This window comes from Cupriavidus sp. LA-1, assembly GCF_055385985.1.
In genome coordinates this window covers 849,375-863,208 of the sequence record NZ_AP031388.1, presented here as the reverse complement: position 1 = coordinate 863,208, position 13,834 = coordinate 849,375, and the positions used below count along the sequence as shown (strand labels likewise).

The 13,834-nt window shown below is 67.1% G+C and carries 13 protein-coding genes and 2 riboswitches; of the genes, 9 read left to right on the top strand and 4 right to left on the bottom strand.

The window, feature by feature from the left end; translation table 11 throughout:
- Positions 1-10: 10 nt before the first annotated feature.
- The 5 genes from ACZ5MJ_RS23060 (at position 11) to ACZ5MJ_RS23040 (ending at position 4,174) form a co-directional block, all read left to right on the top strand.
- On the top strand, positions 11-700 hold the full coding sequence (locus tag ACZ5MJ_RS23060) for a DUF2848 domain-containing protein (RefSeq protein ID WP_464225965.1): 690 nt from the start codon (positions 11-13) through the stop codon (positions 698-700).
- 49 nt (positions 701-749) lie between these two features.
- Complete coding sequence (locus ACZ5MJ_RS23055) at positions 750-1,523, top strand: ABC transporter ATP-binding protein (protein ID WP_464225964.1); 774 nt, start codon at positions 750-752, stop codon at positions 1,521-1,523.
- A 15-nt stretch (positions 1,524-1,538) separates the two neighbouring features.
- Entirely contained in the window at positions 1,539-2,264 is a 726-nt protein-coding gene (locus ACZ5MJ_RS23050; RefSeq protein WP_464225963.1) for an ABC transporter ATP-binding protein, read from the top strand.
- A 9-nt stretch (positions 2,265-2,273) separates the two neighbouring features.
- On the top strand, positions 2,274-3,158 hold the full coding sequence (locus tag ACZ5MJ_RS23045; RefSeq protein ID WP_464225962.1) for a branched-chain amino acid ABC transporter permease: 885 nt from the start codon (positions 2,274-2,276) through the stop codon (positions 3,156-3,158).
- Between the two features lie 71 nt (positions 3,159-3,229).
- Positions 3,230-4,174 carry a branched-chain amino acid ABC transporter permease gene (locus ACZ5MJ_RS23040; protein ID WP_464226580.1) on the top strand — a complete coding sequence of 315 codons (945 nt, stop codon included), beginning with the start codon at positions 3,230-3,232 and terminating at the stop codon, positions 4,172-4,174.
- 79 nt (positions 4,175-4,253) lie between these two features.
- Here the strand turns inward: ACZ5MJ_RS23040 and ACZ5MJ_RS23035 are convergent, their stop codons facing one another.
- Entirely contained in the window at positions 4,254-5,567 is a 1,314-nt protein-coding gene (locus tag ACZ5MJ_RS23035) for a D-amino acid dehydrogenase (protein ID WP_464225961.1), read from the bottom strand.
- A gap of 11 nt (positions 5,568-5,578) precedes the next feature.
- Positions 5,579-5,697, bottom strand: a riboswitch (glycine riboswitch).
- Positions 5,698-5,796, bottom strand: a riboswitch (glycine riboswitch). It abuts the riboswitch before it with no gap.
- Between the two features lie 208 nt (positions 5,797-6,004).
- On the opposite strand from ACZ5MJ_RS23035, the gene ACZ5MJ_RS23030 reads away from it, so the two are divergent.
- The 3 genes from ACZ5MJ_RS23030 to ACZ5MJ_RS23020 are packed head-to-tail and all read left to right on the top strand — an operon-like array spanning position 6,005 to position 10,027.
- Entirely contained in the window at positions 6,005-8,281 is a 2,277-nt protein-coding gene (locus ACZ5MJ_RS23030; protein WP_464225960.1) for a TonB-dependent receptor, read from the top strand.
- A 25-nt stretch (positions 8,282-8,306) separates the two neighbouring features.
- Positions 8,307-9,527 carry a sialidase family protein gene (locus tag ACZ5MJ_RS23025; protein ID WP_464225959.1) on the top strand — a complete coding sequence of 407 codons (1,221 nt, stop codon included), beginning with the start codon at positions 8,307-8,309 and terminating at the stop codon, positions 9,525-9,527.
- Positions 9,524-10,027 (top strand): TlpA family protein disulfide reductase, encoded by a 504-nt coding sequence (locus ACZ5MJ_RS23020; protein ID WP_432261951.1) that lies wholly within the window; start codon positions 9,524-9,526, stop codon positions 10,025-10,027. The genes ACZ5MJ_RS23025 and ACZ5MJ_RS23020 overlap by 4 nt, the downstream gene beginning before the upstream one ends.
- A 37-nt stretch (positions 10,028-10,064) precedes the next feature.
- Here the strand turns inward: ACZ5MJ_RS23020 and ACZ5MJ_RS23015 are convergent, their stop codons facing one another.
- The 3 genes from ACZ5MJ_RS23015 to ACZ5MJ_RS23005 are packed head-to-tail and all read right to left on the bottom strand — an operon-like array spanning position 10,065 to position 12,871.
- Positions 10,065-11,054 carry a Bug family tripartite tricarboxylate transporter substrate binding protein gene (locus tag ACZ5MJ_RS23015; RefSeq protein WP_432261952.1) on the bottom strand — a complete coding sequence of 330 codons (990 nt, stop codon included), beginning with the start codon at positions 11,052-11,054 and terminating at the stop codon, positions 10,065-10,067.
- A 60-nt stretch (positions 11,055-11,114) separates the two neighbouring features.
- On the bottom strand, positions 11,115-12,095 hold the full coding sequence (locus ACZ5MJ_RS23010) for a tripartite tricarboxylate transporter substrate binding protein (protein ID WP_464225958.1): 981 nt from the start codon (positions 12,093-12,095) through the stop codon (positions 11,115-11,117).
- 26 nt (positions 12,096-12,121) lie between these two features.
- Entirely contained in the window at positions 12,122-12,871 is a 750-nt protein-coding gene (locus ACZ5MJ_RS23005; protein WP_432261954.1) for a GntR family transcriptional regulator, read from the bottom strand.
- Between the two features lie 119 nt (positions 12,872-12,990).
- Here ACZ5MJ_RS23005 and ACZ5MJ_RS23000 point away from each other — a divergent pair, with 119 nt between their 5' ends.
- The gene (locus ACZ5MJ_RS23000) at positions 12,991-13,833 is read left to right on the top strand and encodes an amidohydrolase family protein (protein WP_464225956.1); all 843 of its coding nucleotides are present in this window, start codon (positions 12,991-12,993) and stop codon (positions 13,831-13,833) included.
- Position 13,834: the final 1 nt, after the last annotated feature.

The window sequence follows — 13,834 nt, the reverse complement described above, 5'->3', positions numbered from 1 at the left end:
GCAACCGATCATGAAGACCCTTACCTTTGAACTCGACAGCCGCCAGGGCAAATCGCAGCGCACCGTCACCATCCACCAGCTCATCGTGGCGGGCTGGACCGGCCGCGATGTCGAAGCCATGGAAGCCCATATCCGTGAACTGGAAGAACTGGGCGTGAAGCGCCCGCCCTATACGCCGGTGTTCTACCGCGTCGCCGCGCAACGCCTGGGCCCGGCCCCGGAAATCCAGGTCAGCGGCGAGGCCAGCAGCGGCGAAGCCGAGTTCCTGCTGGTCAGGGACGGCGATGAAATCCTGGTGGGTATTGCCTCGGACCATACCGACCGCGAAGCCGAGACCTACGGCATCACCGTGTCCAAGCAGATGTGCGAGAAGCCCTGTGCTTCGGCCTTGTGGCGCCTTGCCGAGGTGGAAGGCCACTGGGATCAGCTGGTGCTGCGCTCCTACGCCACCATCGACGGCGAACGCGTGCTGTATCAGCAGGGCCCGGTGACCGCCATGCGCTCGCCGGCGGACCTGCTGGAGCGCTTCAGCGGCCATGGCGGCGACTTTGGCGAAGGCTCGGCGATGCTGTGCGGCACGCTGCCCGCCATCGGCGGCATCCGCCCGGCCGAGCGCTTCGAGATCGAGCTGGAAGACCCGGTGCTGGGGCGCACGTTGCGCCACGCCTACGCGGTCGCGGCGCTGCCCGTCGCGGGCTGAGCATGCCGCGCCATCCCAACCGAACAGGCAGCGCCACGGAGTCACGTCCATGCACCACGACCTGATACTAGAGACCCGCAACCTCGGCAAGGCCTTCCGTGGCTTTACCGCGGTGAGCGGCGTCAACCTGCGGGTGCGCCGTGGGTCGATCCATGCCTTGATCGGCCCCAACGGCGCCGGCAAGACGACCTGCTTCAACCTGCTCACCAAGTTCCTGGAGCCGACCACCGGCACCATCCTTTTCAATGGCATCGATATCACCCGCGACAAGCCCGCGCAGATCGCGCGGCGCGGCGTGATCCGCTCGTTCCAGATCTCGGCGGTGTTCCCGCACATGACGGTGATGGAGAACGTGCGCATCGGGCTGCAGCGGCAACTCGGTACGGCATACCAGTTCTGGCGCAGCGAGCGCTCGCTCGAGGTGCTCAACGAGCGCGCCATGGAGCTGCTCGAACAGGTCGGCCTGACCGAGTTCGCGCACACGCTGACGGTGAACCTGCCGTACGGGCGCAAGCGCGCGCTGGAGATCGCCACCACGCTGGCGATGGAGCCCGAGCTGATGCTGCTCGACGAACCCACCCAGGGCATGGGCCACGAGGACGTGGACCGCGTCACGCAGCTGATCAGGAAGGTCTCGGCGGGCCGCACCATCCTGATGGTGGAGCACAACATGAGCGTGGTGTCGTCGATCGCCGACAAGATCACGGTGCTGCAGCGTGGCGCGATCCTGGCCGAAGGCCCGTATGCGGAAGTGTCGAAGGACCCGCGCGTGATGGAGGCCTACATGGGCACCGCCGACGCGGAACTGCAGGGCGCGCACTGAGCCAGGGACGACACGATGAGCACATCCAATACTCCCGCGCTGGAAATCAAGGACCTGCACGCCTGGTACGGCGAATCGCACATCCTGCACGGCGTGGACCTGACCGTGAACCGCGGCGAAGTGGTCACGCTGCTGGGCCGCAACGGCGCCGGGCGCACCACCACGCTGCGCGCGATCATGGGCCTGACCGGCGCGCGCAAGGGCTCGATCAGGGTCAATGGCCAGGAGACCATCAGCCTGCCGACGCACAAGATCGCGCACTACGGCATCGGCTATTGCCCCGAAGAGCGGGCCATCTTCTCCAGCCTCTCATGCGAAGAGAACCTGATGCTGCCGCCGGTGCTCAAGGGCGCCGACACCAGCAAGGGCATGAGCGAGGCCGACATCTACGAGATGTTTCCCAACCTGAAGGAGCGCCGCCAGAGCCAGGGCACGCGCCTGTCGGGCGGCGAGCAGCAGATGCTGGCGGTCGGGCGCATCCTGCGCACCGGCGCCAACCTGCTGCTGCTCGATGAAATCTCGGAAGGATTGGCACCGGTGATCGTGCAGGCGCTGGCGCGCATGATCCTGATGCTCAAGCAGAAGGGGTACACGGTGGTGATGGTGGAGCAGAACTTCCGCTTCGCCGCGCCACTGGCGGACCGCTTCTACGTGATGGAGCACGGCAGCATCGTCGAACGCTTCGCGGCCAGCGAGCTGCAGGCCAGGATGCCGGTGCTGCATGAATTGCTGGGCGTATGAGGAGCACCCATGACCTTGTTTGAAATCCCGTTCCCGGCGCTGCTGTCGCAGTTGCTGCTGGGGCTAGTCAACGGCGCCTTCTACGCCATGCTGAGCCTGGGCCTGGCGGTCATCTTCGGGCTGCTGAACGTCATCAACTTTGCGCACGGCGCGCTCTTCATGCTGGGCGCGGTGCTGGCCTGGGCCGGCATGGCCTATGCGGGGCTCAGCTACTGGGCGATGCTGCTGCTGTCGCCGCTGGTGGTGGCCGCGCTGGGTGTGGGGATCGAGAAGACCATGCTGCGCTGGATCTACAAGCTCGACCCTATCTACGGCCTGCTGCTGACGCTCGGCATCACGCTGGTGGTCGAAGGCATCTTCCGCTCGGTCTATGGCGTGTCCGGGCTGCCTTATTCTCCGCCCGAAGCGCTGCAGGGCGCTTCCGATCTCGGCTTCATGCGCTTGCCCAATTACCGCGTGTGGGTGGTTGGGGCATCGCTGGCGGTCTGCCTGTCGACCTGGTACGTGATCGAGAAGACCAGGCTGGGCGCCTACCTGCGCGCCGGCACCGAGAACCCCAAGGTGGTCGAGGCCTTCGGCGTCAACGTGCCGTTGATGGTGACGCTGACCTACGGCTTCGGCGTGGCGCTGGCTGCGTTTGCCGGGGTGCTGGCGGCACCCGTCATGCAGGTATCGCCGCTGATGGGGCAGAACCTGATCATCGTCGTGTTTGCGGTGGTGGTGATCGGCGGCATGGGCTCGATCATGGGAGCGATCCTGACCGGCCTGGGGCTGGGCGTGATCGAAGGGCTGACCAAGGTGTTGTACCCGGAAGCATCGTCCACCGTGGTCTTCGTCATCATGGTGGTGGTGCTGTGGTTGCGCCCGGCAGGGCTGTTCGGAAAGGAGAAGTGATGAGCGGACAATCTATCGCCGCAATCGGCGTGCGGCAGCAGCAGGTGGCGGGGCGCCTGCCAGGGCAGGTGATGTACGGCGTGGTGCTGGCGTGCCTGCTGGCCGCGCCGCTGGCCGGTGCGTATCCGGTATTCGTGCTCAAGGTGCTGTGTTTCGCGCTGTTTGCGTGCGCCTTCAACCTGCTGATCGGCTATACCGGGCTGCTCTCGTTCGGCCATGCGGCCTTCTTCGGCGGTGCCGGCTATGCGGCCGGCCATGCGATGAAGGTCTGGGGCGTGACGCCCGAGATCGGCCTGGTCCTGGGCACCGGCACGGGCGCGCTGATCGGCTACGTGGTGGGCTCGCTGGCCATCCGCCGCCAGGGCATCTACTTCTCGATGATCACGCTGGCGCTGGCGCAGATGCTGTTCTTCATCTGCCTGCAGGCGCCCTTTACCGGCGGCGAGGACGGCCTGCAGGGCATTCCGCGCGGCAAGCTCTTTGGCGTGCTGCCGCTGTCGGACGACCTGACGCTGTACTACGTGGCGCTGGTGATCATCGTGGCCGCCTTCGCGCTGATCGTGCGCACGGTGCATTCGCCGTTCGGCCAGATCCTGAAGGCGATCAAGGAGAACGAGCCGCGCGCGGTGTCGCTGGGCTATGACGTCGACCGCTTCAAGCTGACCGCCTTCGTGCTGTCGGCGGCGCTGTCGGGGCTGGCCGGTTCGGTCAAGGCGCTGGTGCTGGGCTTCGAGACGCTCAGCGACGTGCACTGGTCGATGTCCGGCATGGTCATCCTGATGACGCTGCTGGGCGGGCTCGGCACGCTCACCGGCCCGATCGTCGGCGCCTTCGTGGTGGTGGCGCTGGAGAACAAGCTTGGGGAGCTGGGCAGCTACCTCGGGTCAGCGACGGGCATCGAGTGGTTCAACGGGCTCGGTGAATCGGTGTCGATGGTAACCGGCATCATCTTCATCGTGTGCGTGCTGGCGTTCCGCAAGGGGATTGTGGGCAGTCTGGGGCGACGCCCTGGATGAGGCAAAACCCGCTTACGCCACTGGTTTTCTCCCCTCTCCCATAAATGGGAGAGGGGAGAAAACATCCGCGACCTCAGGCTCAGGCCTTCGCCAATGCCAGCGCCGCACCCGGCGCGACCGCCACCTTGGCGCCAAGATGCTGGTCCACCACCCCCGCCACCATATCCGCCGTCACCGCCGACAAGGTCCACCCGAGGTGCCCGTGCCCGGTGTTATAGAAGATGCAGGCCGCACGCCCGCGCCCCACGCGCGGCAGCATGTCCGGCATCATCGGCCGCAGCCCGGCCCACGGCACCACGCTGCGCGTGCTGACGCCGGGGAAGCACTGCTGCACCCATTCCACCAGCGGGCGGATGCGGTCGGCGCGGATATCGCGGTTGTAGCCGTTGAACTCGGCGGTGCCGGCCACGCGGAAGCGGTCGTCGCCCAGGCGGCTGGTGACCAGCTTGGTTTCATCGTCGAGCAGGCTCACCACCGGTGCGGCGGCGCGGCTGGCCGCGTCGGTCAGGTTGACCGTGATCGAGTAGCCCTTGACCGGATAGATGTTGACGCGGTCGCCCAGTCCCGCGGCCAGCGCGCGGCTGGCTGTGCCGGCGCAGATCACGGCGCCGTCGAAGCTGGAGCTGGCCGTAGCGGCGCCGTCTTGCACGGTCACGGTGGCGCGCCTGCCGTCGGTCTTCACCGCGCGCACATCCTGGCCATAGCGGCAGCGCACGCCCAGCCGGTCGATGGCCGCGGCCAGGCCGCTGGTGAACTTGTGGATGTCCCCGGTCGAATCGCTCTCGGTGAAGTAGCCGCCGTAGTACGACCCCGCCAGCGTCGGCTCGATCGCGCGCATCTCCTCGGGCGTCACGGCGCGCCGTTCCAGCCCGCCCTGCGCCAGCAGCGCCGAGACCCGGCCGGCATGCTCGAAACCGGCCTTGTCGCGGTAGATATGGAGAATGCCTTCTTTCTTCAGGTCGAAGTCGATGCCTTCCTGCGCCGCCCAGGCGAACAGATGCTCACGCGCGGCGATGGCCAGGCGCGCGGTCTCGACGGTGTTGCGGCGGTAGTGGGGGATCGAAGCGATGAACTCGGCGAACCACGACAGCTTGTGCCAGCTCGGCCGGGGATTGACCAGCAGCGGGGCATCGTTGCGCAGCATCCATTTCATGCCCTTGACGATGGTGGACCAGTGGGTCCAGACCTCGGCGTTGGAGGCCGACAGCTGCCCGCCGTTGGCGAACGAGGTCTCCATGGCGGCATAGCGGTGCCGTTCGAACAGCGTGACGGAAAATCCGCGCTTGGCCAACGCGTAGGCCGTGGTGACACCCGTGATGCCACCGCCGATGACAGCGATTGATTTCATGATCTGCAGGTTCCAGGAACGTCGATGGTGGGAGCCCGGACGCAATATGCGTGACGGACGCCCCCTCTGTTCTGGACCTGAGAGATTCACGACACCCGGCCGCGAGGGCGGGGCGCGCTTGCTCCTTCGGTATGCCGGCGGACGATAGCGTCCGGCATTCTTCAGAGTGCACTGACTGGTGATGCCGGTCCTTTTGCCTGAGAGTTTCCGGGGCGGTTGCTCCTTCGGCGCTGTCCGCGGCGGGCGCCGCGGCAGTCTCTCCCTGCATCACATTGGCTTGACGCCAATCCGGGCAATGTAGTGACATGGCCTGGCATTGGATATACGGGTAAACGCTAGGGTGACGTGCTGCCCGCGTCGCTATGTCGCATCGGCCCGCGCCGCCATGCCCCATAAAATGTCAGCGCTCGCTCTCGGGGAGAAGCGCCTGATGCTTCGCACAGGCGGAGCAAGCCAAAAAAAGACGACAACAAGGTTTTCCAGTGAAGAAGAATCGTATTGCACTCGCCGTCTCGGCGGTGCTGATGGGCCCAGCCGTTGCCGCCGCCCAGGCGGTGGACGCGCCCGAGCCGCTGCAGGAGGTGGTGGTCTCGGCCAAGTCAGAACGCGGCGAGACGCCGGCCGTACCGCCCAACACGCCCTCGCCAGCCTACGGCATCAGCGGCACCCGCATGGCCGACTTCAATGTGGTCAATACGGAAGACGCCCTCAAATACGCGCCCAACCTCGCCGTACGCAAGCGCTTTATCGGCGATATGAACTCGATCATCTCGGTGCGCAGCACCAGCTCGCGCCAGTCGGCGCGGGGGCTGGTCTATGCCGATGGCCTGCTGCTGTCCAACCTGCTGGGCTCGGACTTCAGCTTCCCGCCGCGCTGGTCGCTGGTCAATGCCGCCGAGATCGAGCGCATGGACGTGCTGTACGGCCCGTATTCGGCCCTGTATCCCGGCAACTCGCTCGGCGCGACGGTGCTGATCACCACGCGCACGCCGCAGAAGTTCGAGGGTGACGCCAGCGTGCAGCTTTTCACGCAGCGCTTCAGCCTGTACGGCACGCACGACAACTTCAACGGGGTCCACGCCAACGCCTATGTGGGCGACCGCGTCGGCCCGTTCTCGTGGCTGGTCAGCGTCGACCGGCAGGACAGCAAGAGCCAGCCGCTGAGCTTCTATACCGCGCCGCGCTCGACCAGTCGCGCGGGCGCCGGGGCAACGCCGGTCACCGGTGCCTATTTCGATCAGGACCAGACCGGCCGCGACCGCGTGGTGATGGGCGTGAACAGCGAGGGTGTCACGCACACGGTGCAGGACCAGCTCAAGCTCAAGCTCGGCTACGACATCACCAACACGCTGCAGGCCCAGTTCACCGCGGCCTACTGGCAGCAGGACCGCTCCAGCGCCACCGGCAGCTACCTGCGCGATGCCAATGGCAACGTGGTGTCGAGCGGTCCCGTGAATATCGGCGGCTATCAGTATTCGATTCCCGCCAACGCGTTCGCCCCGAGCAATGGCGAGGACGCGCGCTGGCTCTACGGGCTGTCGCTGCGCACGCGCAACGAGACCGGCTGGAATTTCTCGGGCGTGGCGTCGCTGTTCGATGTCAGCAAGGACATCAGCCGCAGCGCCAGCACCGTCGGCAGCGGGCCGGGCACCGTGACCTATGGCGACGGCACCGGCTGGCGCACGCTTGACCTCAAGGCCGACTACCGCCCGCAGCAGTTGCAGGGCGGGCACTGGATCACGTTCGGCTACCACTATGACAACTACCGGCTGACCAACACCACCTACAACACCTCGGACTGGCAGGCGGCCACCATCACCGCCTTCAACAACGCATTTGCCGGCAAGACCGAGACCCAGGCGCTCTACGCGCAGGACGCCTGGTACTTCGCCGGGGACTGGAAGCTGATCCCCGGCGTGCGCTACGAACACTGGCGCGCCTATGACGGCAGCCGCAGCCAGCCCGGCGTGGATATCGGCTACCCGGTGCGCAGCGAATCCAACTGGTCGCCCAAGCTGGCGCTGGAGAAGGCCTTGGGGCAGGAATGGCTGGGCCGGCTGTCGCTGGGCAAGGCCTATCGCTACCCGACCGTCAGCGAGCTGTTCCAGGGCCGCATCACCGGGACCTCGCTGATCAACAACGATCCGAACCTGCGGCCGGAGCGATCGTTCTCGAAGGACCTGACCTTCGAGCGCACGGTGGATTCGTCGTTCTTCCGGGTCTCGGTGTATGAGGACGATATCCGCGATGCCCTGGTCAGCCAGACCAACACCACGGTATTCCCGACCGTCACCAGCTTCCAGAACGTGGACCGCGTGCGTACCCGCGGCATCGAACTGGCCTATGACGCGCGCGATGTACTCGTCAGCGGTTTCGACCTGTCGGCCAGCGGCGCCTACAACCATTCGAAGACGCTGGAGAATGCCAACAACCCGGCCTCGGTGGGCAAGTACTTCTACCGCATCCCCAAGTGGCGCGCCAACCTCGTCGGCACTTATCGCATCACGCCGGCGTGGGCAGGCACGCTGGCGATGACCTATTCGGGCCGGCAGTACAATACGCTCGACAATTCCGACACCAATCCCGACACTTTCGGCGGCACCAGCAGCTTCCTGACCTTTGACGTCAAGGTGACGTACAAGCCCGCCAAGAACGTGCGCCTCGGGCTTGGCATCGACAACCTCACTGACCAGCGCTATTTCGTCTACCACCCGTATCCGGGCCGGACGTTCTACGCCGAGGCAAAACTTTCCTTCTGAGCAAGTGAACAGGCTGACCACAACCATGCAAGGCGTTCGCCCCGGTTTCCGTTTGATCGTTGCCGGGCTGATGGCCTGCGCCGCGCTGGCCGCGACCGCGCAAACGCACGGCGATCATGCCGGCCACGGCGGCCAGGCCAAGGCCGCGAAGATGAGCGAACTGGGCACCGGAGCCGCCTTCGACCGCGACGGCAAGCTTTGGGTGGCGTACAAGGACGGCCCCTATGTCGCGGTGCGTGCATCGGCCGACTATGGCCGCAGCTTCGGGCCCGCGCAGCATGTCAACAGCGTGCCGGAGCAGGTTGCGGCCGATCATGAAAGCCGGCCCAAGGTGGCCGCGGGGCGCGACGGCGAGATCTACGTTACCTGGACCCAGCCGCTGCCCAAGCCGTGGACCGGCTTTATCCGCTTTGCGCGTTCGACCGATGGCGGCAAGTCCTTTGGCGAACCGCTGACGGTACATGCCAACCGCGACCAGATCGCGCACCGCTTCGACGCCATCGCGGTGGACAACGCCGGGCACGTCTTTGTCAGCTGGATCGACAAGCGCGACGTGGTTGCCGCCGAGGCGCGCAAGCAGCCGTATGCCGGCGCCGCGATCTACTACGCGGTCTCGGCCGACCAAGGCAAGACTTTCCAGGGCGACTACAAGATTGCCGACCAGTCGTGCGAATGCTGCCGCATCGCCCTGGCGCCCACGCCCGACGGCAAGATGCTGGCGCTGTGGCGCCATGTGTTCCCGCCCAACGCGCGCGACCACGCGCTGGCGCTGCTGCGCACCGACGGCAAGGCCACGCCGATGCAGCGCGCCACTTTTGACGACTGGCGCATCGACGCGTGCCCGCACCACGGCCCCGGCGCCTCGGTGGCGCCCGACGGGACGGTGCATATGGTCTGGTTCAACGTGCGTGAAGGCAAGCCCACGGTCTCGGTCGGGCGCTGGAAGGACGGCAAGCTGCAGGCACAGCGTCCGCTGGATGACCCGCGCGCGCAGCATGCCGATATCGTCGCGCTGAACGATGACGAGATCGCCGTCACCTGGAAATCGTTCGACGGCCAGCAGACGCGCCTGTGGGCGATGCTGTCGCAGGACGGCGGCAAGACTTGGCAGACGCGCAAGCTGGCCGGCACGGAACGCGACTCGGACCAGCCGCACCTGCTGCAGCACGCCGGCCGGGCCTACGTGTTGTGGCGCACGGAAGCAGAGGGCTTCCAGGTCTTCGCGCTGGGCCAGGAGGGCGCATGATGCCATCGCGCCGCAAACTGCTCGCCGCTGCCGCCCTGACGCTGGCGCTCGCCACCGCCAATGCCGGCAATCAACCGGCCGACCGCGTCGCCGTGTTCGAATCGGCCAGTGCCACCCAACTGGCCGCCAGCCAGAAGGGCATGCCCTTTGTGCTGGTGGTGTGGTCGCTCGACTGCGTCTATTGCAAGCGCAACTTCGACGCCATCGGCAAGCTGCGCGCGCAGCATCCGGACCTGCGCGTGGTCACGCTGTCGATGGACAGCCCCGACGCCATGCCGCAGGTGCAGCAACTGCTCCAGCGCGTCAGGCTGACGCGCAACGCGTGGTTGTTCGGGTACGAGCCGCAGGAGCGGCTGCGCTATGCGGTCGATCCGGACTGGATGGGCGAGATGCCGCGCACCTATTTCTACCGCGCCGACGGGCAGCGCCAGGGCATCTCCGGCGTGATCAGCGACGCGGACTGGGGCAAGCATCTGCGCTGGGCTGGTATCGCGGGCTGACGCTGGACCGGGGCGATCCGGCCCTGCGGCTGTCCGCTTAGTCCGGCTTGATCCCCGCCCGCGCAATGATCGGCTTCCAGCGCTGTTGCTCCAGCGCGATAAAGCGCGCGAACTCCGCCGGCGTGTCGCCCACCACGATCGCCGCATCGGCGCTCAGGCGCTCGACCGACGACTTGCTTTTCACCGCTTTCACGGTGGCTTCCGCCAGCTTGTCGGTGGCCGCCTGGGGCAGCGATGCCGGCGCCAGCAGGCCATACCACTGTGTCATTTCGAAGCCGGGATAGCCTTGTTCGGCAACCGTCGGCACGTCAGGCAACTGGGGAATGCGCTGGGTCGTGCCGGTGGCGATGCAGCGCAGCTTGCCGGCCTTGATGAACTGGATGATCGCGGGCGCGCCGACCGCGGCCGCGTCCAGCCGCCCCGACAGCAGGTCGGTGATCTGCGGGCCGCTGCCGCGATAGGGCACGTGGGTGATGAAGGTGCCGGTCGCGGCCTTCAGGTATTCAAAGGCCAGGTGGCCGGCGCTGCCGTTGCCGGCCGAACCGTAGTTCAGCTTGCCGGGCTTGCTCTTGGCCAGCGCCACGAACTCCTTCAGGTTCTTCGCGGGCACGTCGGGGTGGACCACGTACAGGCTCGGCACCTTGGACAGCAACGAGATCGGGCGGAAGTCCTTGTTGGGGTCGTAGGGCAGCTTCGGGAAGATATAGGGATTGACCGCCAGCGTGCCGATATGGCCAAGGATCAGCGTGTGATTGTCATCGGCGCGCGCGACTTCGCCCATGGCGATATTGCCCGCTGCACCGGGCTTGTTCTCGACGAACACGGACACGCCGAGCAGCTTGGTCAGCTCCGCCGCGGTCGAGCGCGCCACGATCTCCGAGCTGCCGCCCGGCGCGAACGGCACCACCAGCCGGATCGGCTTGGCCGGCCAGGCCTGGGCGCGGGCGAGCGTGGGTGCCAGCGCGCAGGCGCCTAGTGCGGCGGAGGCCTTGAGCAGGTGGCGGCGAAGGGGATTGGTCGGGGTCATGCATTTCTCCTTGAAATTCTTTAGCCGGCCCGTGGCGGGCAGGGGCGGTGCCGACAGGTGCTATTCGGGCTTGATGTTGCCGTCCCGGATGACCTTGGCCCATAGCCGGGTCTGCCCGTCGATGAATTGCCGTGCCTGTGCGGGCGGTGCCGCCACGACCTCGCCGCCCAGCTCGGCCACGCGTTGCCTGATCTCGGGGCTGGTCATGACCTTCTGCAGCGCGTCAGCGAGCTTCGTGGCGACAGGCTCCGGCGTTGCCGCGGGCAGGAAGGCCGCGTTCCATTCATAGACCTCGTAGCTCGCCACGCCGGCCTCCTGCATGGTGGGCACGGATGGCAATGCCTGAGTGCGGGAATGGCTGGTCACCGCCAGCGGCTTGAGCTTGCCGGCCTTGATGTGCTGCAGGCTCGAGGCCACGTTGGCAAAGAACAGCGGCACCTGGCCGGCGATGACATCGGTCATGGCCGGGCCGCCGCCCTTGTAGGGCACGTGCAGAAGGTCGACCCCCGCGCGCTGCTCGAACAGCACGCCGGCCAGATGCTGCGCCGAGCCGTTGCCCGACGACGCAAAGGCGACCGAGCCCGGCTTCTGCCTGGCCATGGCCAGGACGTCGCTGACCTTGCTGGCGGGGAAGCTGGCCGTGGCCACCAGCACATTGGGATAGCGCGCCAGCACGCCGACCGGCCGGAAGGCCTTGTCCGGATCGTAGGGCAGGCGCGGGTAGAGGCTGGGATTCACCGCATAGGACGAGGCATCGACCATCATGGTGTAGCCGTCCGGTGCGGCCTTGGCGACATAGGCGGCACCGATCTGCCCGCCGGCACCCGGCCGGTTCTCCACGATGACGGTCTGGCCCAGCTCGCGCCCGAGACCCGGGGCGATCAGCCGTGCCATCAGGTCCGCACCGCCGCCCGGCGGATACGTCACCACGATCGTGATGGGGCGTGCCGGCCAGGCCGCGGCGGTGTCGGCGGCCTGTGCCAGCGTGGTGGTGGCGATCATGGCAACGATGGTGGTGGCGATCGCGTTGCGTGCGTGCATGGGTCTGTCTCCTCGGGCGCGGTCCGTCAGCGGACGTCCGCGGTATAGCGAAAGGCAAAGGCGTCGCCGCGCGTCAGCCGGTATTCGATGCAGTTGCCGCCCAGATCGAAGGCATGCCGGGTCACGACCGCGCACGGATGCGCATCCGGCAAGTCCAGCAACGCGGCCTCGTCGGCTGCCAGCGTGCGGAAGGCCACTTCATCCACGGCGCGATGGACCGTGATGCCGCAGGCGCTGCCCAGCAGCGGGTAGAGCAGGTCGCCCCACTGCGCCGGCGGGAGCTGCTGCAGGGCTTCGCAGCGCGGCAGCGGCAGCCAGATCGATTCCAGCAGCCGGGGCGTGTCTTCCAGCCAGCGGCGGCGCGAGATCGCCAGCCCGCGCGCGCCGGCCGGCAGGCCGAAGCGGGTGGCCATGGCCTTGTCCAGCCGGACAGCGCGGCACGACAGGATTTCCGAGCGCGGGACGGCCGGTGCATCGTCGGCGCGGCCGAAGCGGAAGAACCGCATCAGGCTGGCCCCGCTCAGTCCCTTGCGCACAAAAGTGCCCTTGCCCTGCACGCGCTCCAGCAGGCCCTGCTGGACCAGCACGGCGATGGCCTGCCGGATGGTGCCCAGCGCAATGCCGAACTCCCTGGCCAGTGCGCCTTCCGCGGGGATGGCGCTGCCGGGCGCCCACGCGCCGGAAACGATCCTTGCCTGCAGTTCCGCCGCGATCTGGCCGTAGCGGCTCAGGCCCGCGGCGGTGGTTGTAGTCTGGAGCAGCGCGTTGTCTGGCATGCCGAACCCGTGCTAAATTGATGTCAATGTCCTCTAGAGGACTAGAATACTGACGAGGGTTCGGATGCCATATCCGGATATACCCGCGCCACTGACCCGTGCCACTGAGGGGCTGACTGATGAGCAAGCGCGCTTTGCCGCTGGTGGATACCCACTTCCACGTCTTCGCTGCCGGAGCGGCCACGCCATCGGCCCGCTACCGGCCGCCCTATGCCGCCGACCTGCAGGACTGGCACGCCCGGCTTGCCGGGTTGGGGGACTTGTATGGCGTGGTGGTGCAGACCAGTTTTCTCGGCACCGACAATACGGCGCTGCTGGCCGCGCTGCAGGCCATGCCCGGGCGCTTGCGCGGCGTCGCGGTGGTCGGCCCTGCGGTAACGGACCAGGAGCTGACAACGTTGCACGCAGCCGGCGTGCGGGGCATCCGCCTGAACCTGTACGGCGATCCGGACTGGCAGCGCATCGCCACCGCGCCGTGGCGCGGGCTGTTCGCCAGGATCGCCGGGCTGGGCTGGCATGTCGAACTCCATACCGACAATGGCGACGGCGCCATGGTGCTGGCGCAGCTTGACGCGGCCCTTGGCGATGCCGGCGCGCCGGTCGTGCTTGACCACTTTGGCCGGCCTGGCACCGCGGGAACCGCGGATGCGATCTTCGAGGTTGCTTCTGCCGTGCGCGCGCGCCGCCAGGTCTGGGTGAAGATCAGCGCGCCATACCGGCTGGCATCACCTCAGGACTGGCCCGGCCTTGCGCAGCGATGGCGCGAAGTCGTGGGCGACGACCGCCTGCTGTGGGGCAGCGACTGGCCGTGGACCAATCACGAGGCGCCGGCTCGGATCGACGAGTGCCGGATGCTGGCCGCGTGGGCGGGGCAAGGGGCGCCCGATGACAGCGCGGCCTTGTCCGCTGCGTTCCGGTGGCGCAACGCCGCGGCGTTGTACGGGTTCGCGGTGAAAGGGTAGC

Bases quoted from the DNA above. Each gene is read 5' to 3' on its own strand.
- ACZ5MJ_RS23005 (WP_432261954.1), bottom strand. From the start codon at position 12,871: ATGCCAGACAACGCGCTGCTCCAGACTACAACCACCGCCGCGGGCCTG.
- ACZ5MJ_RS23045 (WP_464225962.1), top strand. From the start codon at position 2,274: ATGACCTTGTTTGAAATCCCGTTCCCGGCGCTGCTGTCGCAGTTGCTG.
- ACZ5MJ_RS23040 (WP_464226580.1), top strand. From the start codon at position 3,230: ATGTACGGCGTGGTGCTGGCGTGCCTGCTGGCCGCGCCGCTGGCCGGT.
- ACZ5MJ_RS23050 (WP_464225963.1), top strand. From the start codon at position 1,539: ATGAGCACATCCAATACTCCCGCGCTGGAAATCAAGGACCTGCACGCC.
- ACZ5MJ_RS23000 (WP_464225956.1), top strand. From the start codon at position 12,991: ATGAGCAAGCGCGCTTTGCCGCTGGTGGATACCCACTTCCACGTCTTC.
- ACZ5MJ_RS23060 (WP_464225965.1), top strand. From the start codon at position 11: ATGAAGACCCTTACCTTTGAACTCGACAGCCGCCAGGGCAAATCGCAG.
- ACZ5MJ_RS23055 (WP_464225964.1), top strand. From the start codon at position 750: ATGCACCACGACCTGATACTAGAGACCCGCAACCTCGGCAAGGCCTTC.
- ACZ5MJ_RS23015 (WP_432261952.1), bottom strand. From the start codon at position 11,054: ATGACCCCGACCAATCCCCTTCGCCGCCACCTGCTCAAGGCCTCCGCC.
- ACZ5MJ_RS23020 (WP_432261951.1), top strand. From the start codon at position 9,524: ATGATGCCATCGCGCCGCAAACTGCTCGCCGCTGCCGCCCTGACGCTG.
- ACZ5MJ_RS23010 (WP_464225958.1), bottom strand. From the start codon at position 12,095: ATGCACGCACGCAACGCGATCGCCACCACCATCGTTGCCATGATCGCC.
- ACZ5MJ_RS23025 (WP_464225959.1), top strand. From the start codon at position 8,307: ATGCAAGGCGTTCGCCCCGGTTTCCGTTTGATCGTTGCCGGGCTGATG.